This window comes from Acinetobacter sp. B-6, from assembly GCF_056930735.1.
Map to the genome: position 1 here is coordinate 1 of NZ_JBXPBY010000021.1, position 21,533 is coordinate 21,533.

Genomic DNA, 21,533 nt, shown 5'->3' on the forward strand with positions numbered 1-21,533 from the left:
TTAGGCACGGTTTTTAAGTCTTTATGCCTAACAATTTGATTGTTTATTACAAATTCCACTTATTTTAACCAAACCATAGTTTTAAATGATAATCATCATGATTTAAAAATAACATTGAACAGATTAAGATACGCACAATTCCAAATTTTTAAGCGCATATGAATATTTCGATTCACAACACACGCTGTCACTCAGCGTTCAAACCAAGCCCTCTGAGTCTTGCGATTGCAGTTTCATTCAGTTTTATATCCGTAGCATCTTATGCAGAGGATATCCAAGAAGATACGCCTAAAGCACTTAAAACAATTACCGTCCAAGCTGAAGGAAATTGGCTTGAAGAGGCCAATACTGAAAAAGTGCATAAACATGCTGGTGCACGTAGCATTGTTGATCGTAAAAAAATGGATGAATCTGCGGTGACCTCCATTCGTGATGCACTAAAGCAAGTTCCTGGTGTGCAAGTTCAAGACAGTAATGGTACTGGTGGAAGTGATGTATCACTCAATTTAGGTGTACGCGGTCTCACCTCTCGTCTCTCGCCACGCTCTACAGTTTTGATGGATGGTGTTCCATTATCCTTTGCACCTTATGGACAACCACAATTATCTATGGCACCTGTGTCAATGGGTAATATTGAATCTATTGATGTCGTTCGTGGTGCAGGTACAGTTCGCTTCGGACCTCAAAATGTCGGAGGCATCATCAACTTCAATACGCGTGCAATTCCTGAAAAATTATCAGGTTCTGTTGGCTTAACAACTGAGTTTGCTACAGGAACAGACCAACTGAAGTACAGCCCAAACCTGTTTGTTGGCGGAACAATGGAGAATGGTTTAGGGCTTGCCTTACTCTATTCTGGAACCAAAGGGAATGGTTATCGTGAAGCCAATAATGACATTGATATTGATGATGTGATGTTGAAATCTTCATATCAGTTTAATGACCAAGATGCTTTGGCGGTCAATCTGCATCATTATGAAGGTCGCGGTGAAATGCCTGAGGGTTTAACCACAGCTGACTATGCAAAAAATCCTTACCAATCCAATCAATTTCGAAATTATTTTGCAGGTCGACGTTCTGATATTTCTGTAAAATATAGCCATAAAGACGAACTGAATAATTTTGAAGTGTTGGGCTATTACGTCGATTCTTTCCGTACCAGTGATCTAGAGTCTGCCATTGAAGGTACTGCAAATAGTCGAATTAGCAACTCTCCACGTGATTATAAATACTTTGGAATTGAGCCACGTTATTCACGTGCCTATAGCTTGGGTAATATGAATAATGAAGTGACTGTAGGCTATCGTTATTTACAAGAAGACAGTTCTGAATTTTCAGGCCGTACAACACCATATAACACGGCAACAGGCATACCAGGCGAACGTTTAGCCAATACAATCAGTGAGGGTGGAACCAAAGCCCATGCACTCTATATAGATAACCGTTTTGGATTAGGCGCGTTCACCATTACCCCAGGTGTACGTTTTGAATCGATTAAAACACATAATGATTATAGCGCTTATCAAAGTGGAAAATTCATCAATACAGTACATCCAAAAATCAAATCGGATGAATTTCTACCAAGCTTAGCATTGCAATACAATTTCAATGATCAATGGAATATCTTTGCCAATGCTGCTGTTTCCTTTGGTCCTCAACAATATAATCAGTTAGCAAAAGTTGATGCAGGACAAGCCGTTACGACACTAGATGGATTACACCCTGAAAAATCTAATAACTATGAAATTGGTACAAAATACCTTGGCAATGGTTTAAACGCAGAACTCACTGTATTCTACTTGGACTTTGACAAAGAACTGATATTAGAACGTCCTGATAATATTGGTACAGGGATCTGGACCAATCTAGGTGCAACCAGTCATAAAGGTATAGAGTTGGGCTTAAATTACGATTTTGGGCATCTCTATGATATGCTTGAAGGTCTGAAAGTCTATAGTAATTATACCTTTACCAAAGCTGTTTCAGAGGCTGGAAAATTTGAGGGCAAAGATCTCCCTTACTATTCACGCCATGTAGGGAATCTAGGTCTGGGCTATACATTTGAAAAATGGTCGGTCAATGCTGATATGTTTGCTCAATCTAAACAACATGCACCTGGCTCAGGCAATATTTATCAAACTGTAGAAAGTGCAGATGGTCGTATCGGGGATATACCTGGATATTCGACTTTTGCTGTGCGTACAGGCTATGATTTTGGTCAAGATTTTTATGGTTTAAAAATCGCAGCTGGTATTAAAAATGTATTTGATAAAGAATATTTTACTCGTTCCTCTGATTCAACAGGTGGAAAGTATGTAGGGCAACCACGCACTTTCTATTTGCAAACTTCAGTTAATTTCTAATCAGGTTGGCAAATCAGTTTAGAATTTCAAATTGTTTTTAATTTAAGCACAAATCTCAAAACATGAGATTTGTGCTTTTTTAATTACTTTTATTCGAATATCTTTTATGATTGTTTTCTTAAAATAAGTTAGAACTTCTGTAATGGAATACGAAACAATACTGCTGAGTTTGGGGTTCTTTGCGTTTTGCGCGGGTTTAATTGATGCTGCCGTGGGTGGTGGTGGATTAGTACTCCTACCTGCGTTAATGCATGCTTTTCCGACTCGAAGTTTAGCCACTGTTTTTGGAACCAATAAAATTATTGCTATGGCAGGTACAGTGTCATCCGCATTTGCTTACTTTAAGAAAGTGACTATCAATTGGAAACTTATCTTGCCGACCATGTTGGCAGCATTTATATTTTCATTCTTCGGTGCGATGTCTGTTTCCTTAATTCCAAAAGAATTGATGCGCTATATCGTATTCTTTTTGCTTATCTTGATTGCAATCTACACTTTTGCCAAAAAAGATTTAGGTAAGATACACACAGTTTTACAAACTGGAAAAAAAGAAATTGCACTTGGTCTATTTTTTGGCGCATTGATTGGTTTTTATGATGGAATTTTTGGACCAGGTACAGGTAGCTTCTTGCTGTTTTTGTTTGTTAAAGTATTTGCTTTTGATTTTCTAAATGCTTCAGCTTCTGCAAAATTGGTCAATGTTGCCACCAATATTTCCGCAATGTTTTTCTTTATTCCCGCAGGGCATATTTTATGGATAGCAGGAATTATTTTAGCCGTATGTAATGTACTCGGCTCTCTCGCAGGAACCGCCCTCGCCTTTAAATATGGGAGTGGTTTTATTCGAATTTTCTTTCTGATTCTTTTGATCTTTCTAATTGGACGGATGGGATATGATTTATTTTTCTAATCCAAACCAACCATTCAGATCTGCGTTTAGATCGGTTCCCGATGTAAAATAATAGCGTTATAGCCATAATCTAAACTTGAACATCCAACATCAAGCCTATCCCCCTTTTGAGGGTTTTGCTCAAAGGCGACACTCCATAAAAAATTTGGATCTTGTTCAAAGATATAACAAAGCTCAATACAAGAGATATGATTAAATGCATGATATCGGATTGAGTTTAATTCACCATTGCTTAAATCCAAGGCAGAAAATTGCTGAATATACTGTTCTCCAAATTGCACCAAATCTGTAACCAAAGGTTCAGCAAGTTTTAAAAAGTCAAACTGTTGCTCTGGAAATATCTCGGCATATTCATTTGGAATCAATACATCAACCCATTGATTTTCAATGCTGGCAAACCAATGCTGGAATTCAGACACATACTGAAAATCTTGAAGTTTAGGAAATTTAATTATTCACCTCTCACACAGTGCTTACAGCACAATTAAAACTTACTCAAAATCAGGGCGTGCCCATCGTTCACTCATATGCCAATTAATGATATCAATCGTTGGATCAGTTTCTAGAAATTCATTTTCATCTTCTAATGCCTCTTCATTCAACTGATATAAGTCAGCTTGTAAATCCTGACAAAACTGTTGGAGTAAGTCATCAATCGAATTGGCAACCAAAATCCCCACGTTATAATCATGATCAATAAAAATGACCTGCCCACTGACACCTAAAGCTGTCGGTGCTAAGTCCAAATATAAACCAGTTCTTCCACCGTCATGTGCAAACTGAATCCAATCTCGATGATAAGCATTACTTGAGTTAATTTGCGGATCGGCATGTTCTAACACAAAAAGCTCATCCACAAGATCTGCAAGCTCTAGTCGTCTATTTTCAATTGTGGCAAGAGATAAAAACGCCATACCATAAAACAAACTTCCAAGGTTCTCTTCTTCATTCATACCATTATGCCAACGGTAGAGTGCTTTAAAATCTTCTGGCAATGTTCTTGAAATCTGATGTTCAAAGCCTTCAATCTCGACACTGTTTGCCGCAGGATTCAATGATTGCTTGGCAATTTGTGGCGCATGCTGTTCTAACCAGCTTTGTATATCTTCTAATTGTTTTTGAATCATTTTCATTATTCACGGAAATAACCTTTGACTAGAGTTTACTCAAAAAAATCAAACAATGACAATAAAAAAGCCACTCAAAAGTGGCTTTCATATTAAAGCATTCATTATTTTTTAAATGGAAAAGCATATTTGACGATACGTCCGAGTACCTGACCATACTGCTTAAGCAAACTGGCATTGTTGTAGTTCAAACCATATTTTTTACATACGGCTTCCACTTTAGGTGCCATTTTACGATAACGGCGCGCAGGTACTTCTGGAAATAAATGATGCTCAATCTGATGGCTCAAATGCCCTGTTAAAATATGGAATGCTTCAGACCCTGTGAGATTTGAAGAACCCCGAATCTGACGCATATACCAATGACCACGGCTTTCATCCTGTAAAACAGTCTTAGGAAAAACTTCAACATCTTTGGTAAAGTGACCACAAAAAATGATACTAAATGTCCAAATATTACGAATACCATTTGCCACTAAATTACCAGTAAATACTGGCAAAGCAGCTGGACCAGCAATCAAAGGAAAAAATAGGTAATCTTTAAAAAACTGCTTACCGATTTTTTTCTGTGTTGGTTTCCATTCTTCTTTGAATTCCGCCCATGTTTTTCGCTTATAGATTAATCTTCCGATTTCAAGGTTTTGGATCGCAACCCCCCACTGAAACAATAAGCAGAAAGGAATTGCGTATAAAGGCTGGAGCAGAAAACCTGGCTTCCAACGTTGTTCTGGAAACAGGCGTAGCAAGCCATAACCAATGTCATCATCCATGCCTTTAATATTGGTATAGGTATGATGTTTATAGTTATGGGTTTGACGCCAATTGTCAGACGTCCCCACAATATCCCATTCGTAAGTTGTTCCTTTAAAACGTGGATCATTCATCCAATCATATTGCCCATGCATGACATTATGACCAAGTTCCATATTTTCCATGATCTTTGCAAAGCTGAGTAAACCTGTCCCTAATAACCACGCGGGTGGAAACCAACCTGCAAACAAACAGGCACGTCCTAAAATACTGCTATAGCGAATAGCGGCATATACTTTTTTAATGTATTTGGCATCTTTCTCGCCAATATCATCCAGCACTTCTTGCTTAATCGCATCCAACTCTCGTGCAAGTTCATCCAACTCAGTCTGACTCAGTTCACGATTTTTGGTATTTTTAAAATATTGAATTTTAACTGGCATATTCATGGTAAAACTCGCTTAAATATCAATCACTAAATCAGTCTGAGCTGTATTTACACAGATTCTCAGTAAATTATTTGGTTCCGCATTCTCTTGACCATTTACCAAGTTTTGCGTTGCGCCCTGCACTTTATTGCATGCACATTTATTGCAGATTCCCATTCGACAGCCATGTTCTGGTTTAACATTTTGCTGTTCTAGACCGACTAAAATTGCCTGCCCTTTTGGAATTGCTATCACTTTATTGGATTTAGTTAAAGTAACATTTACAAAGCCTGTATCATCTGATTTTACAGGGCTTAAACTAAATGCCTCACTTCTAAATTGTTTGGCATTTTCAAATAACTGTTCTGCTGTTGCGACAAAACCTGATGGTCCACAGGCATAGACTGTACTCAGTTCTAAGTTTTTAATCAGGTAGAGATACTCTGTATTCAAACGTGTATCTGCTGGCGCTTCTTGCGTATAAAACACATCGAATTTAAATTGCGGATATTGCTGTGACAATTGTTCAAAATATTGCTGAAACACCACATCACTTTGCTTTTTAACCCAATACAGTAGATGTACAGGCTGTTGATCCATTTGATGTTTGAATAATAACGCCTGAATCAAACTGTACATCGGTGTGATGCCACTGCCCGCTGCCAATAAAATCAGTGGATGTACCGTTTCAGGAAGCAGCATATCGCCATAAGGTTGACCAAACTCAATGATGTCACCGATTTGGATATGATCAATCAACCATTGACTAACAACACCTTTTTCAACTTTTTTTACAGTAAGCAAGACATGTTGTTGATCCAGTTGTGTCAGACTATATGTACGCTCATAGCGTCGACCATTGACTTCAACCACAACTGGATGATGTTGACCTGCCTGCCCCATTTTAAAATGACGATTCGTTTTAATTTTTAGACTTACAGTGTCTGCAGCTGATTGTTTCTTTTCAACAATTTCCCCTAATGCTTGTTGAACAGACCACAAAGGATTAATTTTTTGTAGCCAAAAATTGGCAGTATCATTCCCCAATACCATATTAAATATAGACGTTACAGGAGATTTTTGCTTTTCAATAGCGTGCATGTTGAGCTCACCATCTGAGTGAATTTTAATTATTATACACATGTATATATATTTGTATATATAACCGTATTGTATCTAGACATTTCACTTATGTAATCGCAACCGCTATAATGAAAAATATTTTAAAGATTTGATAATTTATGAATCCAACGTCAGCATTACCTCAGAACGCCTCTTCTGTTCAAGATCAAATTCATGAGCTTGAAAAAGTTTCTGTACGTACCGTTGGACGCAAAGCAACCATTACCAAAGAAGAATTATTCCAAGCAGCATTAAATTTAATTGGTCCACAAAAAAGTATTTCTTCACTGAGCTTAAGAGAAGTTGCTCGTGAAGCCGGGATTGCACCGAATAGCTTTTATCGACACTTTAAAGACATTGATGAATTGGCGATTGAATTAATTGATCGTTCAGGTGTGGTATTGCGTCAAATTTTGCATGAAGCACGCATCAAGGCTGTAAGACAAAGCAGTATTATTCGTAGTTCTGTAGAAGTTTTTATTGAACAATTAGATGCCGATGAAGGTAATCTAAGCTTATTACTGCGTGAAGGCTATACTGGATCAAAACAATATAAATTGGCTGTTGAAAAACAGTTAAATTACTTCCAACAAGAATTACAGGAAGACTTGATTCGAATTGAGCGAATTAATCACAGTAAACTGACTCATCCTGATTTAGTGGCTAAAGCCATTACACAGTTGGTCTTTAATATGGGTGCGAACGTGATTGATTTGCCAGTCGCTGAACGCAAGGAAGTTGCGGAGCAAACCATGATTATGATTCGGATGTTACTTGAAGGCTCTCGTCATCTGGATGAAGCACAAATTAAATAATCCCTTTACTTCAACGACCTCATACCATTATAAGCATCCAATAATGAGCAAAAATCAACAGAATATCCGCGTAGGTATACTTGGTGTGACAGGTAGAATGGGACAAATGCTTGTTCAAGCATCTATTCAAGCTGGATTACACATTACGGTTGCGACAGGCAGAGCCGGAAGTCCATGTATTGGTCAAGAACTCGGTACATATTTCAATCGAGACTCCTTAAATGTCATCATTTCTGAAGACTTAGCAGCAGTTATTCAAAATTGTGATGTGGTGATTGATTTCACCACAGCTGAAGCTTTGTCTCATCACCTTGAAACCTGTCAACAAGCAAACAAACCAATCATTATTGGTATTACAGGTCTATCTGAAGCATTGAATCAGCGTATTGTAGAAGCAGCTCAAACAATCACTGTTGTACATTCAGGTAATTATTCTATAGGCGTCAATTTATCAGTCGACTTGGTACGTGTAGCAGCACAATTACTCGGGCATGATTTTGAAGCTGAGATAATTGAAGCCCACCACCGCCATAAAATAGATGCCCCATCAGGGACAGCCTTGATGTACGCTGATGCAATTTCCGAAGTAAGGCAGACATCTCTCTCTGATTTAGCTGTTTATCAGCGCTTGGGCAATCAAGCTGAACGAGATCCACAAAGTATTGGATTACAAGCAATTCGGGGAGGAGATATCGTGGGTGAACACAGCACGATTTTTTTTGGTCATGGTGAGCAAGTTGAAATCAAACATATTGCAACCAATCGTATGAATTTTGCTACGGGCGCTGTTCGAGCGGCGCTATGGAGCATCAGTCAACCATCTGGTTTATATGATATGCAAGATGTCATCCATTTTCATCCAGATTAGCATTTCAATGCCAACTCACTTTTAATTTCCATCTAGAGCTTCCATTGAGAACTCAAGCCATTTAAATCTTTATGCCGGAATAACTTTAATAACTTAACGTGAGTTCGACGCAAACACACCTCCAACTTATTGAAAAACAATAAATTTATGTGGAGTCTTGCTGAGTTTTCATCCATTTTTTGGATCAGCCTGCGGCTCGCCATACTTGTATCTTTTGTTTTGGCATGAGGAGCGAAGCTCCGCAAGGGCAACCATCTTGCGCAGCGGTATCGCTGCTCACCGCAAAACTCGTCAACCACCAGCAATACATATAATCAGTCGCAGAAACAATATCTTATAAAAGTAGTCCTGCCTCGAACAGTTGCGGATGACGTTTCTGAGTATCATATTTCATCAAGGATTTTTATCGAACTCAGGTTAACTTAGTAATGATGAAAGAATATATTTCATTCAATATTGATGCAAAATATTTCACATAGAATTAAGATTCATATATAAAAATAGTTGTTGTCGTCCAAAGCTAGAGCGGTTTAAATTTAGTTGCGGTTTTTATGACCCATACATCAATTGTATAATTGAGCCAAATTCACATGAAAATGTTAAATGATCGTCAAAGCATTATTGCAAGTTATTTGCTTATGCTGATCTTTTTGTCTTTACTCATTCCACTACATTTACTCGCATCTTTTTTTGCAGGATTTGTTGTTTTTGAAATCATTAACAGTCTAGGCACAGTCACGGAAAAATATATTGATGGTCAACGAGCACGACTGACCATCAGTATTATACTCGCGATCATTATTATTTCTCTGATTGTATTGAGCATCACCGGTCTTATCAGTTTTGTGCAACATGATTTGCAAGGTGCTGGAATCCATGCCATTAGCGATCAAGTAGATCAAACACTACAAAAACTGCAACTTGAAGTTGCTCAGTATTTCCCAAGTTTTATTCCCTATTCTTTAACTGAATTAAAAGACCAAACCTTTGATCTAATTAAAGATAATTTATCAACTTTAAAAAATACTGGAACTGGTTTTTTACATAACTTAGCCACGATGCTCATCGGGATGATTGTCGGAATACTGGTTTCATTAAATCGCCTACATCCGCAACCTGACCAACCTGCATTTAAACGAGCCATGATCACTCGAATCGAAAATCTTTCCAGCTCTTTTAAGAATGTAGTTTTTGCTCAATTTAAAATCTCATTGATTAATACTTTCTTATTTTTGCTGTTCTCACACCTACTGCTCCCTGCTTTTGGTGTACAGTTGCCCTTTGCCAATACCTTAGTGATTCTGACATTTATTTTTGGGCTTATTCCAATCGTTGGGAACTTACTCTCCAATACGATTATTGTGATTGCAGGCTTGACCATTTCAGTATCTACAGCCGGTATTGCACTGCTCTATTTGATCTTTATTCATAAACTTGAATATTTTATCAATGCAAAAATTATTGGAACCAAAATCCATGCAGCATCGTGGGAAGTATTATTGGCAATGCTGGTTTTTGAATCTCTTTTCGGACTTGCAGGCTTAATTATTGCACCTGTTTTCTATGCTTATCTCAAACTTGAGCTTAAACAAGCTGAAATGATTTAAGTGGAATGCAAAGTAAAACCTCATTCATTCAAAAGACGCTTTAAAGCGTCTTTTTTCAGGTTTGATTTGGTCGTTTTCAAGCAATTATTCCCAAACAATCTCTTGCTTTTGTTGCGCCCAATTATCCAGAAATGGTGCATAACGGCTTTCAATCTTATTACGTTTAATCTTCATTGTAGGTGTGAGCAAATCATTTTCCATAGTCCATGGCTCATTGACAATCACAAAGAAACTCAGCTTTTCATGTGGCTCAAGCTCTTCGTTGATTGTCGTCCTTAAAGTTTTGAGCGTATTTTCAATATCATCTTTTTGTCCATTCTGCTTTAAATGAAGCCGTATATCCTCTGCCAACATGATAAAAGCAACAGGCTGTGGTTGGCTCGAACCACCCACACATACAGACTCAATTAAAGCATTGTTCCCCAATTTCTGTTCTGTCGGAACAGGCATGACATATTTTCCTTTAGAGGTTTTAAAAATGTCTTTAATCCGTCCTGTGATTTTTAAACGCCCTTGTTGATCAATTTCACCTAGATCACCAGTACGTAAAAAACCATCTGCAGTGATATCTTCTGCTGTCTTTTCTGGATTTTTATAATAACCCAACATGGTTCCTGGGCTTTTTACTAAAATTTCACCATTTTCATCGATTTTGCATTCTACCTTTGGTTGCACATGCCCAACATAGCCCATGGCAAACTGTCCTACTCTTGTGACATGCGAATAGCCACAGTTTTCAGTCATTCCATAGACTTCGAGCAATTCCAAGCCTAAATTCCTGTACCACATTAAGATATCAATCGGTAAAGGTGCTGCTGCTGTAAAAGCATAACGCACATGATTTAATCCCAATTTAGTTAATAATTTCTTTTTGAGTAAATTGCCTACAAGCGGAATTTTGAACAAAACTTTTTGGACATTTAGAGGAATTTTTTCATTAATTCCTAAATAAAATTTTGTCCAAAGCCGTGGAACTGAAAAGAATAAGGTAGGTTTAGCACGATTTAAATCTTCTATAAAAGTTTCTAGCGAATTTGCAAAATAAACAGTGAATCCACACACCATCAGCGAGGTTTCAATAAAAATACGTTCAGCCACATGAGCCAGTGGTAAATAAGATAATGCTCGGTCATTCTCATTGACTTGATAGATGGTTTTAAGTTCCCGTGCACCTGCCAAAATCGTTCCAAAGCTTTGCATTACCCCCTTGGGTGCACCGGTACTTCCCGAGGTATAGACGATGGTTGCCAATGTATTTTTATCTGGTAAAACTGGGTCTTGCAGCGGTTCAGTCGTCTGAACAATCTCATTCCATGAGGGTGCACTATACTCAGGTGATAAATTTAGAGTGATACATGGCAAATCTTGTGGAATGACGGGTTTGACTTCATTCCAACTGTCTGCTTTGCCGTCAAGCTTTCCAATAAACAATAATTTTGCTTCGCTGTGATTAAGTACATAGGTCGCACCTTCAGCATTTAATGTCGGATAAAGTGGTACAGAGACATAGCCAGCCATCCAAATCGCTAAATCTGCCATGATCCAATTTGCGCTATTTTTTCCATAAATCGCAATCGCACTTTGTTCAGGTAATCCCAAGGATTGCAGGTAAGCAGCCATTCGTCGAACTTGTGATGCAACTTCAGACCATGTATAAGACACCACCTCCCCATTGGCAAGCGGCTGTACAAATGCCTGTTTTTGCGGTAGATGTTTTTCCCAGTGAAGTAAATAATGCACATGGGTATCATGAAACTCAACAAAATCCTTGTTTTCCATATCGTTTCTTCCATTTATTGTAAATTTTTATCTCTGGTAGAGGCTTTCAGCTTTAAATCTGATTGATGAATATGTGAAAAAAATATTGGATGAAAAAGTGACAATGTACAAACAAACTTCAATCCATATTCAATCCTTGAAACGGAAAGCACTTTATTTTAATAGCATAAAATGAATTGAGATGTATATATAAATTCGCTAATTATTTACGGTTGATACTGGCTCAATGATAGCCCCTTACTCAAACATGATATCTCACTGATAAAATATCAGGTGCTACAATTAAGCTAGCGCATTCTGTTTTAATTTTGGGTCACAATCATACCAATCAATATGATTCACTTAATATAAATCAAATAAGCTTTGCTTTTTCTATCAGCTAATTTTACTTATCGTCGCTATCGCAGTTGGCGACATGAATGTCGCCGTCGGTCAAGGGCGATATGGATATCCCCTTTGACTGACGAAAGATTTTTGTTACTTTTCATCTCTGAAAAGTAAAGTATCGCCTACGCGAATCAATTTAAACTTTAGATGTAAAGCATGGCATTGCAAACTTTATATCATCAAGCAATATATTGATTTTATCGGTCTAAAAATTATATTTACTGTATGATTTTTTAATAGACTCGCTATATTATGCAAGTTTTCTTTAATGGTATCACTCAAAAGAAAAACAGAATGTATTTACTTAAAACTTATTCACCAGCAAACAATTCATCAATGCATTGATCCTATAAATCTCCATGAATAGATACAAAAAAGCTCCCGAAGGAGCTTTTTTAATACAACAATTAGAAATCGAATTAAGGTTTAACCACGACCAATACTTGAATGGCTTCTGGTGTTACAGATAAACCGTCCAATAAACCTAAACCTTCTTTCTGAAATTTCTGTAAACGTTGAATTTCATCAGTACGAATACTTGGATTAAATTGTTTTAAATAGCTCAAACGATCAATTTCATATTGCCATTTACTACCGTAAATCTCTTTCGCTTGTTCTTTAAGTTGCGGTAATGCACCTTTTGCAATATCAAGCGCTTGAGCATAACGCTGCTCAATCACTTCACGACGAGCTTTAACCACTTGGCGACAGCTATTACTATCTAAATGATGCAAATACGGCTTAATGATTTCTGGATCAAGCTTCGCGGTAATGTCCTGACCTGTTTCAGTCAATAGAACACGAATCAATTGCGTCGGTAAACTTGATGGAAGATTCAAAGCTTTTGGTGCAATCACATCTACTTTAAACCAAACCTCTAACAAGATCGTCCCTTGTTTAAGCGCATTGGTTTTAAGAATTGCAACATTGGTACTGCCAAAAGATTGAGTACGAATGATTTCCATCACACTTTCAGTGAAAGGATGCTCCAGTGTTAAATATTGTGCATCTTCACGAATCTGTGCCTGATCACGATAGAATGTCGCAGTCATGCCTTCTTCATCAATATCCAAACCTTGCACTTGCATCTGGTCTGTCGGTTTAATGATAACAGTACCGTTACTTTGCTCATCGAAATCAATATTGGTCGATGCCATAAAACGCTTCATGAACATCGGCAATAAAGTGTTGTCATCATAGTCTTCTAATGCAGTGACAATCTCCTGCGCCACGATCGGACGGCATGAATTGTACTCTAACAGACGGTCACGACCATCTTGCAACTCTGCTTCCAGCGCCTGACGCTGTACATTGACCGCTTCAAGCAAGTCTTCGAAAGCCTGTCCTTTATCTGCCAATAAACATTCTTTTAAATCAACAATAAAGTTTTCTTGCAGCGTTTGCGCTGTTGGCGAAATATTACTGAAAATATTGAGTGCTTCATTATACCAACGGAACATACGCTCTTGTGCAGTACCAATCAGATAAGGTACATGAATCTGAATACGATTTTCTTGTCCAATACGATCCAAACGTCCAATACGCTGCTCTAATACATCAGGATTTGCAGGCAAGTCGAAAAGTATCAGATCCGAAGCAAACTGGAAATTACGTCCTTCCGAACCAATTTCAGAACACAGTAAAATCTGTGCACCATAAGAATCTTCAGCAAAGTAAGCCGCAGCTTGGTCACGTTCCAACAAGCTCATACCTTCATGGAACATTGCTGTACGAATCCCTGCATGGATACGTAACGCATTTTCAAGCGCTTCAACGACTGGACCACTACGTGCAATCAACAACACTTTTTTATGCTTTAAATCTGAACGCAAACGCTCCATGAGCCATGTTACACGTGGATCAGTTTCCATCCATGCGCCATCCAGCTGTCCTTCTTCCGGCCACATTTGCTCACGTAATTTACCATCTTTAGACCAGTTCTCAGGTGCTGGCAAAGCTGCTGGCTGGCAATCACGTCCAGGGAAACCTTGAATCGCTTCTCGTGTATTACGGAATAAAATACGACCTGTACCATGACGATCTAAAAGTTCATGAATGGCACGGAAACGGTGTTCAGGTTGATCTTCAATTGGATGACCCAATAGTTTTTCAACTGCTGCCAAATGCTCGGCTTCAAGAGGTAAATCCGACATCAATACTTCAGCGATTTTCGCAGTATGATGATATTGCTCTTCTTCATCCAAGAAGCGATCAAGTGAACTAAAACGTTGTGGATCAAGTAAACGTAAACGCGCAAAATGGCTTTCTACACCCAACTGCTCAGGTGTTGCAGTAAGAAGCAATACACCTTCTGTCTTTTCAGCAAGCTCTTCAACCAAATCGTAACGATCGTTGCCACCCTCTTCCTCACTCCACATCAAGTGATGAGCTTCATCGACAACCAGCAAATCAAAACCTGCTTCAATCGCTTGTTCACGCAAGTCATCATGGTCGATCATCAAGTCTACAGAAGCAATAATACATTGTTCAGTCAAGAATGGATTGAGTTCAGGATCGTGTTCTTTGATCGAAGCTGTACGAGTCAAATCAAACAGTGAGAAATTTAAATTGAAACGGCGACGCATCTCAATCATCCACTGATATTGCAGTGAATCTGGCACCAAAATCAAAATACGTTCAGAACGACCTGTTTTAAGCTGTTGATGAATGATCAATCCCGCTTCAATAGTTTTTCCTAGACCAACTTCATCAGCCAATAACACACGTGGGGCAAAGCGTTTACCCACTTCATGTGCAATATAGAGTTGGTGAGGAATCAATCCAACTCGTGCGCCAACCAAGCCACGTAAAGGAGAGGTTTGCATATTGGCTTGCATCTGCATTGCCTCAATACGCAAGTCATACCATTCCTTATAATCAATTTGGCTTGCGAGTAAGCGCTCTAAAGGTTTTGATAGTTGAATTTGCGCACCAATACGCGTTTCATTCAATGCCTTTTTCTCTTGCTCACCATTGTCCAAGGTACGAATCACGTTATAACGAATCACACCATTGCGATCATCAAAGGATTCGACAATCCATTTAATCCCTTCTTGATCTTGAACTTCATCATTAACATTGAAAACAATACGAGATAGAGGTGCATTATTACGTGCATAGACACGAGTTTCGTCACTTTTCGGAAAAAGAATACTGATTGAACGTTCATCGACATCAATCAATACACCTAAACCTAACTCAGTTTCTGTGTCCGATAACCAACGTTGACCTATAGCAAATTGTTGCAATTTTTCCACCTTTATCTCATGTTAGGGCTGAAACATGGTTGCTCAAATCAGGAGAATATTTGAACAAAGTTTACACCCATTACGCAATACTTTTTGACATAAAGCTCATTAAATTTTGAGCGACTTAATTTCAACTTAAAAATTTTGACTAAAACGGAACTGGACAATCAAATTGTACAAGCTCCTCTGTTTTAGGATGATGAAAACTGAGTTGTTGTGCATGTAGACATAATCTTGGCATAAGCTGCTGCTGTTCTACAGTTGCATATAAAGTATCACCAATAATGGGATGACCTAAATATTGCATATGTACACGTAACTGATGTGACCGTCCTGTAATCGGTGTTAATTGCACCCGAGTTACAGCCTGTTCTTGAATATGAAAATGCTCGATTACTTTCCAGTGTGTTAAAGCTGGCTTGTTATGTGCTGGATCTACAATATGTAAAGGAGGATGTTCGGGATCATACACCACAGGAACATCTACAGTACCCTCACCTGCTAAGGTTCCTGCAACAACGGCTTGATAAATTTTAGCGGTTTGGCGCTCTTGAAACTGCCGCGAAATGGTTTTCTGTCCCCATTTGCTTAACCCAAAAACTAAAATACCAGAAGTATCACGATCTAAACGATGAATGAGTAAAGTCTTGGCTTCGATTTCTAATAATCTATTGATCACACAATCTTGTAAATCTGCTGTTTTTCCAGGAACAGTGAGTATGCCTGCTGGCTTATCAATCACCATAAAATCATCATCACGATGTATCAGGTGTTCGGTTAGAAAATTACTCAAAGTTCAGTTCCAATGATCACGCAAACAAGCAGGCAATTCTAAGAATCTTGGACTAAAAATACAATCAAAATTATCTGATTTATTCGATTATTCTAAAGAAACAATAATAAATCGTACAATTATGCAAAAATCATCTGAAATTCTTTAAAGCAATCATGCATCAAGATACTTTTTGCCAATCTATTTGTCTCAAATACAGTAAAATCATTAAAAAAATAATTTTTAGCTTATTTTTTGGTAGCTTAAAATCTTAACACTGATTTTCTTAAATGCTATAAACAGAAGCATCGTTAGAAAAGAGTAAAGTATGAATAAATTCAATAATAAGTTTACATTGTCAATTTGCCTATTTTCTGCATTTGTAATGACAGGTTGTGCGACCTCTACCCTTCTAAAAAAAGATAATGGAGTTCGGACGCACAGTGTCAAACATGTTTTAACTTCGGACAATGTAGTCGCCTTTGGTAAACCCGCTTCTGGTCTTTCAGATCTCCCTGCTGACAGTATCGTCATTGCTGGGCAAAAAAATAATTATGTATTAACTCAAGGTGGTACACGATTTGCCAAAGTCATTACAGGGCTTGACCCAAAACTGACCCAAATTGATAGAGAACTTACCTTTTATTCAGCAAAGAATGATGGTGAGTTTGCAGGAACGCTTCCGTTGCGCTATATCAAACTTTCTGAAGATGTGACCAAGCAAGACCGTGAGTTTTTCATTGAAAATGGTGCGGAAGAATGTACAACCTCAAGTGACCAACGATTAAAAGCACAACGTTTCTGCTTTAATATTGCCTTGTCAGGTCGTATTTATCCACCTGCTTCAAACATTGCATCCCTAAAAGCATTAAGCAAACCCTATCAAGTCAGTATTTATACAACTGAACAGGTAACAGATTACTCAAAAGCAGGAAGTAAAACAGCAGATAAATTGGTGCTTTTCCCATTCGCAGTCGCTTTTGATGTCGTCACTTTACCGTTCCAAGCGATACATAAAATTTTTGATTGAACTTTATCATAAACCATAACTTTGATCGTGTTCTTGTAAGTGATAGGTCTGATAAAAAACTAAATTTTCGTTCTCAGTGAAAATTTAGTTTTTTATGGCTGGCAAAATTCTATAAAAACCCCACTAAAATTTGAGCTTTACACATAGCAATCCAGATGCACTCCCCCCAATTTAATATATTTTTCAAAACGTGGCTGGCTCAAATAAACCAATTTAACACTTGAGCTTCGAGTCAACTCCAATCTTAGAATCAAATTTAACTCAATCAACAAAGAGGTTGTTTTATGCAGATTCTATATAGCAAAGGGTACATGCGATTAAGCATAAGTTTTATTTTATTGGCGCTGTTAATCACGACTTCCATCATGCCCACTAAACATGTTCGTATAGAAACCAAAATCGTGATCAATAAGCCCATTGAACAGGTGTGGGCACAATTTAAATGTGTTGATGCTTATTCAAAATGGAATACTTTATTCAATATAGAAAAATTCCCAACACAAATTGGACAACAGATCAAGGTTGATTTATATGATGAGAATGGAAAAGTAAAAATTCAAATGCAACCCGTTGTGCTCAGCTTAGAAAACTATCGTCTTGAATGGGAAGGAAAATTGTATATCAATGGATTGTTTAATGGTCGTCATCAATTCATTTTTCAGTCATTGGATGAGAATACAACTGTACTTATTCAAGCTGAAGATTTCAAAGGGCTACTTATTCCATTTTTAAATCGAGCGGTCATTCAACCAACATTACTCAATTTCAGAAAAATGAATGTATCATTTAAGACTTATGTTGAAACTTATAACTTAGATTCAAATCCATGTTCCGACACTTTTAACGAGAAAAAATAAAATGAATATTAGTCAATTTTCAAAAAAGCATGGCGTATCTCCAGATACGCTACGCTTCTACGAAGAATTAAAAATACTTGTCCCAGATCGTTTGAAAAATGGTTATAGAAACTATCAAGCGCATCATGAACAGCAGATCAAATCTATTATTGCGCTAAAAAGCATTGGTTTTAGCTTAATAGAAATCAAACATATCCTTGAGTTAAGTCAACAGCCTGCATCTGAAAACTGCAATATACTTTCCAACCAACTCATTGATGAAAAACAAGCTTTGATTCACCAACAAATACAATTGCTCGAATATGGAAAAAACACCTTGGATCATCTCAAACAATATATCAAGGAGAATAGCTTTATTGAAAATCAGCACAATATTGAAGAAATGATCGAAAACTTATATCAGTTGAGTAAACAGGCGAAAGCGCAATAATGTCATCATGTAAACACTTAACTTTTGCTAAAAACAAAGCATCAGTTAAAAGATTGACTATATTTACAGTCAAATCGCCTGATTATTCATACACATGATTCGATTTCAATCATACATAACCGATGCGCTTTATACTTTTATACAAATTATTAGAAGCTTTTAGAGATTCATTTATTTTTCACTTTTGAATAATCGATGATCTTTCTATCGTGAGATGACATGGATGTCGTCATATTAAGCGGGTGTATATGAGCAAAAACCAAGCACCGCTTTGGTTGCAGCGCAAGACTGCCGTTGAAAAAAATTGCTTGAGCAAAATAAAGCATCGCCTACGCAAAACCATTTAAACTATAGACGTAGAGGGTGGCAATGAAAGTTTTATATGATTAAACAATAAATTCATCGCATTGACTCTATTGATCAAGAGAAATATATTTTACTACATGAATTTCTTAACAGATTAACTATCTGACTATCCATCTAGCCATCTAGCCATCTAGATTGAATGATGAAATCTAGATAACAACGGCAACTCATCTCAGTTTTATTGAAAATGTGGATTCATGCTATTTGCAACAATTAATTACAACGCTTTGGATACTTTGCTTTGGCAAAAAATTAAATACGTTTCTATCCATTAAAGATAAATATTTGTTTCAATATGGATTAAAGTCAGTAAATAATTTTTGAAGAAGCATAAAATCAGAGACAAAACTGATTAAAATCGGATATATTTTCACCAAACCTTAGCCATTTGGTAAAAGTTTAAACAAATTCACAAAGTACCTGTTGTAAAAAACAACAGATTCTTTATAATTCACTCAAACAGACAAGTCTGTCTATTTAGCTGAAATAAAACCGAATGACATGTGCATTCAGAGGGTAAAAGAAATAAATATAAGAAGACGCTTAAGCATCTCATCATCTTAACGTTGATTGTGAATGCAATAAGCGTTAAGTACATAAGAAACTTATCAGCAAAGCGCGATAGCATAAAGTTATCGCGCTTTTTTATTTTAATATTCGACAGTGAAGCTTGAACATAAATTTATGCATAAGCTTCAATTCGACATAAACTGCCCTGCGAATATTCAATATTAAGAAGCGACTGCCAATTCCATTTGGATCAAAGTTTCTACTCTTTTCCAATAATCATCTAAACTCACTTGCTTGGGATCAATTTGAGCTTGAATCGTCATTCCATCAAGGATACTCGACAAAAAACCTGCCATTTGAACATCTTGTTTGATGCCTAAATGACGTAGCGCATGACTCAAATGCCCTTTTAACCATTCCTTATAATCGATTGCTGGTTGCAATGATGAAGGATATATTTTTGAAATTTCTTCAACTGCTTTTTGGAACATACAACCATTAAAATCTGCTGAATGAAACCAAGCGTTGTACCACACAAAAATAGCTTTGATATGAGATAAATAATCGTCAGGATCACACTCGGCTATAGCAGCACCTAGGGATTGTTGCAAATTATGATTTCTAGTCACTAAACACTCTTCAATCAATTTCGCTTTAGATGGGAAATACTTATAAAACGTCATTTTTGCAACGCCAGACTCACTAATAATCCGGTCTATACCAATAGAATTATAGCTATAAGAATTAAAGAGTTTCAGCGCTGTATTAATGATGTCCTCTTTTTTTGACATTTATTTTTACCCAACGTATAAAAATTTAAGATTAAAATTAAGGCATTAGCTTATAAGAGCAGCACATATATAGGCGTTACTTCACGATATGATAGGAATTATATCTTAAATTTGCAACAACATAGATTTTTTGCACAAAACAATCTTGAACAAAGGACAAGTGTCTGAAATATAAAATATTAAAATTGAGTTAATACTAGCAAATTAATTTATTTTTGACTATGATAAAAACGGTAAAATTAAAATTTCAATGCAGCATATGAACATATTCTCTTTTACGCAATCAGAACATACTCGTCTTGAGTTGCTGCAGTTCATCCAAAATTCTTTAAAACCTGAAATATGGCAACAAAATACTCAAGCTGTAAATCATCTCAAGCGACTGACACAACAACATCCTCTATTTAAACATCCAATATTAGAGCAACTTCATCAATGCCAATTTAGTTTGGATCAATTAAAATTTATCCATATCAATTATTTTACTGCTATCGTTAAAAATTTTACTGATGCTTTGAGCATGGTAATCTACCAAGCGTACAAGTTGGAACAAAACTCAAATATCTTAGAAGAAAATAGAATCGCATCAAAAATTTATGCACGTTACTTGCTGTCGCTCAACTTAATTGATGAATTGGGTTTCAATACCCATCAACTTGAACAAAGTTCAGCTGCTAAATCTCATCTGGTGTATTTCTTAAAATTAATGCAGCAGTTAGACCTAGAACCATTAGATCAAAGTAAAACTCAAATCGAAGCATATGCACTCGCCGAGTATATACAAAAACATTTGTCCTCTTATGCTGACCTTCTGCTGATTTTGGCGTGCACAGAACTACAGGTGATCAAATTTAGTGAAGCATTGCGAAACAATATGGCGATTTATAATAGCATCTATATCGAGGGCTACTATGCATGTCATGGTCTGGCTGACCAGGAGGCTTCAACACTCGCCAATGATGACAATCATCAAGATGATATTTGGACATTGCTTGCACAATGCTACTCATCAGAAAATCAACAACATCTACAGCAAATTCAGTCTGAATATTTAGCTCTGTGGAATAATTTTTGGAGCAAAATGAAAATTTGTACTGCAACAATTTAATGTTTTTCATCAGCCAAATTTTATCTAACATGTTTAATTGGCATCATTTGCTGGCACTGCGATCATATTTTGCGGTATGGCGCCATGAATACCAACGATATTAAGGATGAACAGGATATTTCTTTAAAACGACAGCAGTAAAATCAAAGTGAGGCTTTATTAGCAAAACTTGCACTATTACGATTGAGTGAAAATTTCTCAGTCGATATTCCTTCAGAATCCCACCTCAACCAAAACAAAAATCATCAATATTTTTCACTTCGAT

17 protein-coding genes are annotated in these 21,533 nt (G+C 37.0%); 9 read left to right on the forward strand and 8 right to left on the reverse strand.

Features of this window, described 5'->3' with window-relative positions; translation table 11 throughout:
- Positions 1 to 158: 158 nt before the first annotated feature.
- Positions 159 to 2,363, forward strand: a complete 2,205-nt coding sequence (locus AC1Z3T_RS19595) for a TonB-dependent receptor family protein (RefSeq protein ID WP_100884913.1) — start codon at positions 159 to 161, stop codon at positions 2,361 to 2,363.
- A 142-nt stretch (positions 2,364 to 2,505) separates the two neighbouring features.
- Positions 2,506 to 3,273, forward strand: a complete 768-nt coding sequence (locus tag AC1Z3T_RS19600; RefSeq protein ID WP_004831415.1) for a sulfite exporter TauE/SafE family protein — start codon at positions 2,506 to 2,508, stop codon at positions 3,271 to 3,273.
- 26 nt (positions 3,274 to 3,299) lie between these two features.
- On the opposite strand, the gene AC1Z3T_RS19605 is transcribed toward AC1Z3T_RS19600, so the two are convergent.
- From AC1Z3T_RS19605 to AC1Z3T_RS19620, 4 genes are all read right to left on the reverse strand, one after another.
- On the reverse strand, positions 3,300 to 3,692 hold the full coding sequence (locus AC1Z3T_RS19605) for a hypothetical protein (RefSeq protein WP_228153686.1): 393 nt from the start codon (positions 3,690 to 3,692) through the stop codon (positions 3,300 to 3,302).
- 72 nt (positions 3,693 to 3,764) lie between these two features.
- Positions 3,765 to 4,406 carry an SMI1/KNR4 family protein gene (locus AC1Z3T_RS19610; RefSeq protein WP_100884912.1) on the reverse strand — a complete coding sequence of 214 codons (642 nt, stop codon included), beginning with the start codon at positions 4,404 to 4,406 and terminating at the stop codon, positions 3,765 to 3,767.
- A gap of 98 nt (positions 4,407 to 4,504) precedes the next feature.
- Complete coding sequence (locus AC1Z3T_RS19615) at positions 4,505 to 5,599, reverse strand: fatty acid desaturase family protein (protein WP_100884911.1); 1,095 nt, start codon at positions 5,597 to 5,599, stop codon at positions 4,505 to 4,507.
- 12 nt (positions 5,600 to 5,611) lie between these two features.
- Complete coding sequence (locus AC1Z3T_RS19620; protein ID WP_100884910.1) at positions 5,612 to 6,679, reverse strand: ferredoxin reductase; 1,068 nt, start codon at positions 6,677 to 6,679, stop codon at positions 5,612 to 5,614.
- Positions 6,680 to 6,819: 140 nt separating this feature from the next.
- Between AC1Z3T_RS19620 and fabR the strand changes: the two genes are divergently transcribed.
- The 3 genes from fabR to AC1Z3T_RS19635 all read left to right on the forward strand — a co-directional run bounded on the left by fabR (position 6,820) and on the right by AC1Z3T_RS19635 (position 9,990).
- Positions 6,820 to 7,515 (forward strand): HTH-type transcriptional repressor FabR, encoded by a 696-nt coding sequence (gene fabR / locus AC1Z3T_RS19625; RefSeq protein WP_100884909.1) that lies wholly within the window; start codon positions 6,820 to 6,822, stop codon positions 7,513 to 7,515.
- Positions 7,516 to 7,558: 43 nt separating this feature from the next.
- On the forward strand, positions 7,559 to 8,383 hold the full coding sequence (dapB, locus tag AC1Z3T_RS19630; RefSeq protein WP_100884908.1) for a 4-hydroxy-tetrahydrodipicolinate reductase: 825 nt from the start codon (positions 7,559 to 7,561) through the stop codon (positions 8,381 to 8,383).
- Between the two features lie 590 nt (positions 8,384 to 8,973).
- Positions 8,974 to 9,990: an AI-2E family transporter gene (locus AC1Z3T_RS19635; protein ID WP_042090214.1), complete on the forward strand. Its 1,017-nt coding sequence runs from the start codon at positions 8,974 to 8,976 to the stop codon at positions 9,988 to 9,990.
- A gap of 84 nt (positions 9,991 to 10,074) precedes the next feature.
- On the opposite strand, the gene AC1Z3T_RS19640 is transcribed toward AC1Z3T_RS19635, so the two are convergent.
- The 3 genes from AC1Z3T_RS19640 to AC1Z3T_RS19650 form a co-directional block, all read right to left on the reverse strand.
- The gene (locus AC1Z3T_RS19640; RefSeq protein WP_100884907.1) at positions 10,075 to 11,769 is read right to left on the reverse strand and encodes an AMP-binding protein; all 1,695 of its coding nucleotides are present in this window, start codon (positions 11,767 to 11,769) and stop codon (positions 10,075 to 10,077) included.
- An 806-nt stretch (positions 11,770 to 12,575) separates the two neighbouring features.
- Positions 12,576 to 15,413 carry an RNA polymerase-associated protein RapA gene (rapA, locus tag AC1Z3T_RS19645; protein WP_100884906.1) on the reverse strand — a complete coding sequence of 946 codons (2,838 nt, stop codon included), beginning with the start codon at positions 15,411 to 15,413 and terminating at the stop codon, positions 12,576 to 12,578.
- 139 nt (positions 15,414 to 15,552) lie between these two features.
- Positions 15,553 to 16,197: an RluA family pseudouridine synthase gene (locus AC1Z3T_RS19650; protein WP_035300534.1), complete on the reverse strand. Its 645-nt coding sequence runs from the start codon at positions 16,195 to 16,197 to the stop codon at positions 15,553 to 15,555.
- A gap of 307 nt (positions 16,198 to 16,504) precedes the next feature.
- On the opposite strand from AC1Z3T_RS19650, the gene AC1Z3T_RS19655 reads away from it, so the two are divergent.
- The 3 genes from AC1Z3T_RS19655 to AC1Z3T_RS19665 all read left to right on the forward strand — a co-directional run bounded on the left by AC1Z3T_RS19655 (position 16,505) and on the right by AC1Z3T_RS19665 (position 18,493).
- On the forward strand, positions 16,505 to 17,206 hold the full coding sequence (locus tag AC1Z3T_RS19655; protein WP_046760168.1) for a YidX family protein: 702 nt from the start codon (positions 16,505 to 16,507) through the stop codon (positions 17,204 to 17,206).
- Positions 17,207 to 17,490: 284 nt separating this feature from the next.
- Positions 17,491 to 18,063, forward strand: a complete 573-nt coding sequence (locus AC1Z3T_RS19660) for an SRPBCC domain-containing protein (RefSeq protein ID WP_046760169.1) — start codon at positions 17,491 to 17,493, stop codon at positions 18,061 to 18,063.
- A 1-nt stretch (position 18,064) separates the two neighbouring features.
- Positions 18,065 to 18,493: a MerR family transcriptional regulator gene (locus AC1Z3T_RS19665; protein WP_004831433.1), complete on the forward strand. Its 429-nt coding sequence runs from the start codon at positions 18,065 to 18,067 to the stop codon at positions 18,491 to 18,493.
- Positions 18,494 to 19,590: 1,097 nt separating this feature from the next.
- Here the strand turns inward: AC1Z3T_RS19665 and AC1Z3T_RS19670 are convergent.
- Positions 19,591 to 20,160: a TetR/AcrR family transcriptional regulator gene (locus tag AC1Z3T_RS19670; RefSeq protein WP_100884905.1), complete on the reverse strand. Its 570-nt coding sequence runs from the start codon at positions 20,158 to 20,160 to the stop codon at positions 19,591 to 19,593.
- A gap of 259 nt (positions 20,161 to 20,419) precedes the next feature.
- Here AC1Z3T_RS19670 and AC1Z3T_RS19675 point away from each other — a divergent pair, with 259 nt between their 5' ends.
- Positions 20,420 to 21,268, forward strand: a complete 849-nt coding sequence (locus AC1Z3T_RS19675; RefSeq protein WP_005029939.1) for a hypothetical protein — start codon at positions 20,420 to 20,422, stop codon at positions 21,266 to 21,268.
- Positions 21,269 to 21,533 lie beyond the last annotated feature (265 nt).

Excerpts from the sequence above, each read along its gene's own strand:
- AC1Z3T_RS19595 (WP_100884913.1), top strand. The coding sequence starts at position 159 with ATGAATATTTCGATTCACAACACACGCTGTCACTCAGCGTTCAAACCA.
- AC1Z3T_RS19600 (WP_004831415.1), top strand. The coding sequence starts at position 2,506 with ATGGAATACGAAACAATACTGCTGAGTTTGGGGTTCTTTGCGTTTTGC.
- AC1Z3T_RS19610 (WP_100884912.1), bottom strand. The coding sequence starts at position 4,406 with ATGAAAATGATTCAAAAACAATTAGAAGATATACAAAGCTGGTTAGAA.
- AC1Z3T_RS19615 (WP_100884911.1), bottom strand. The coding sequence starts at position 5,599 with ATGAATATGCCAGTTAAAATTCAATATTTTAAAAATACCAAAAATCGT.
- AC1Z3T_RS19620 (WP_100884910.1), bottom strand. The coding sequence starts at position 6,679 with ATGCACGCTATTGAAAAGCAAAAATCTCCTGTAACGTCTATATTTAAT.
- fabR (WP_100884909.1), top strand. The coding sequence starts at position 6,820 with ATGAATCCAACGTCAGCATTACCTCAGAACGCCTCTTCTGTTCAAGAT.
- dapB (WP_100884908.1), top strand. The coding sequence starts at position 7,559 with ATGAGCAAAAATCAACAGAATATCCGCGTAGGTATACTTGGTGTGACA.
- AC1Z3T_RS19635 (WP_042090214.1), top strand. The coding sequence starts at position 8,974 with ATGAAAATGTTAAATGATCGTCAAAGCATTATTGCAAGTTATTTGCTT.
- AC1Z3T_RS19640 (WP_100884907.1), bottom strand. The coding sequence starts at position 11,769 with ATGGAAAACAAGGATTTTGTTGAGTTTCATGATACCCATGTGCATTAT.
- AC1Z3T_RS19655 (WP_046760168.1), top strand. The coding sequence starts at position 16,505 with ATGAATAAATTCAATAATAAGTTTACATTGTCAATTTGCCTATTTTCT.
- AC1Z3T_RS19660 (WP_046760169.1), top strand. The coding sequence starts at position 17,491 with ATGCAGATTCTATATAGCAAAGGGTACATGCGATTAAGCATAAGTTTT.
- AC1Z3T_RS19665 (WP_004831433.1), top strand. The coding sequence starts at position 18,065 with ATGAATATTAGTCAATTTTCAAAAAAGCATGGCGTATCTCCAGATACG.
- AC1Z3T_RS19670 (WP_100884905.1), bottom strand. The coding sequence starts at position 20,160 with ATGTCAAAAAAAGAGGACATCATTAATACAGCGCTGAAACTCTTTAAT.
- AC1Z3T_RS19675 (WP_005029939.1), top strand. The coding sequence starts at position 20,420 with ATGAACATATTCTCTTTTACGCAATCAGAACATACTCGTCTTGAGTTG.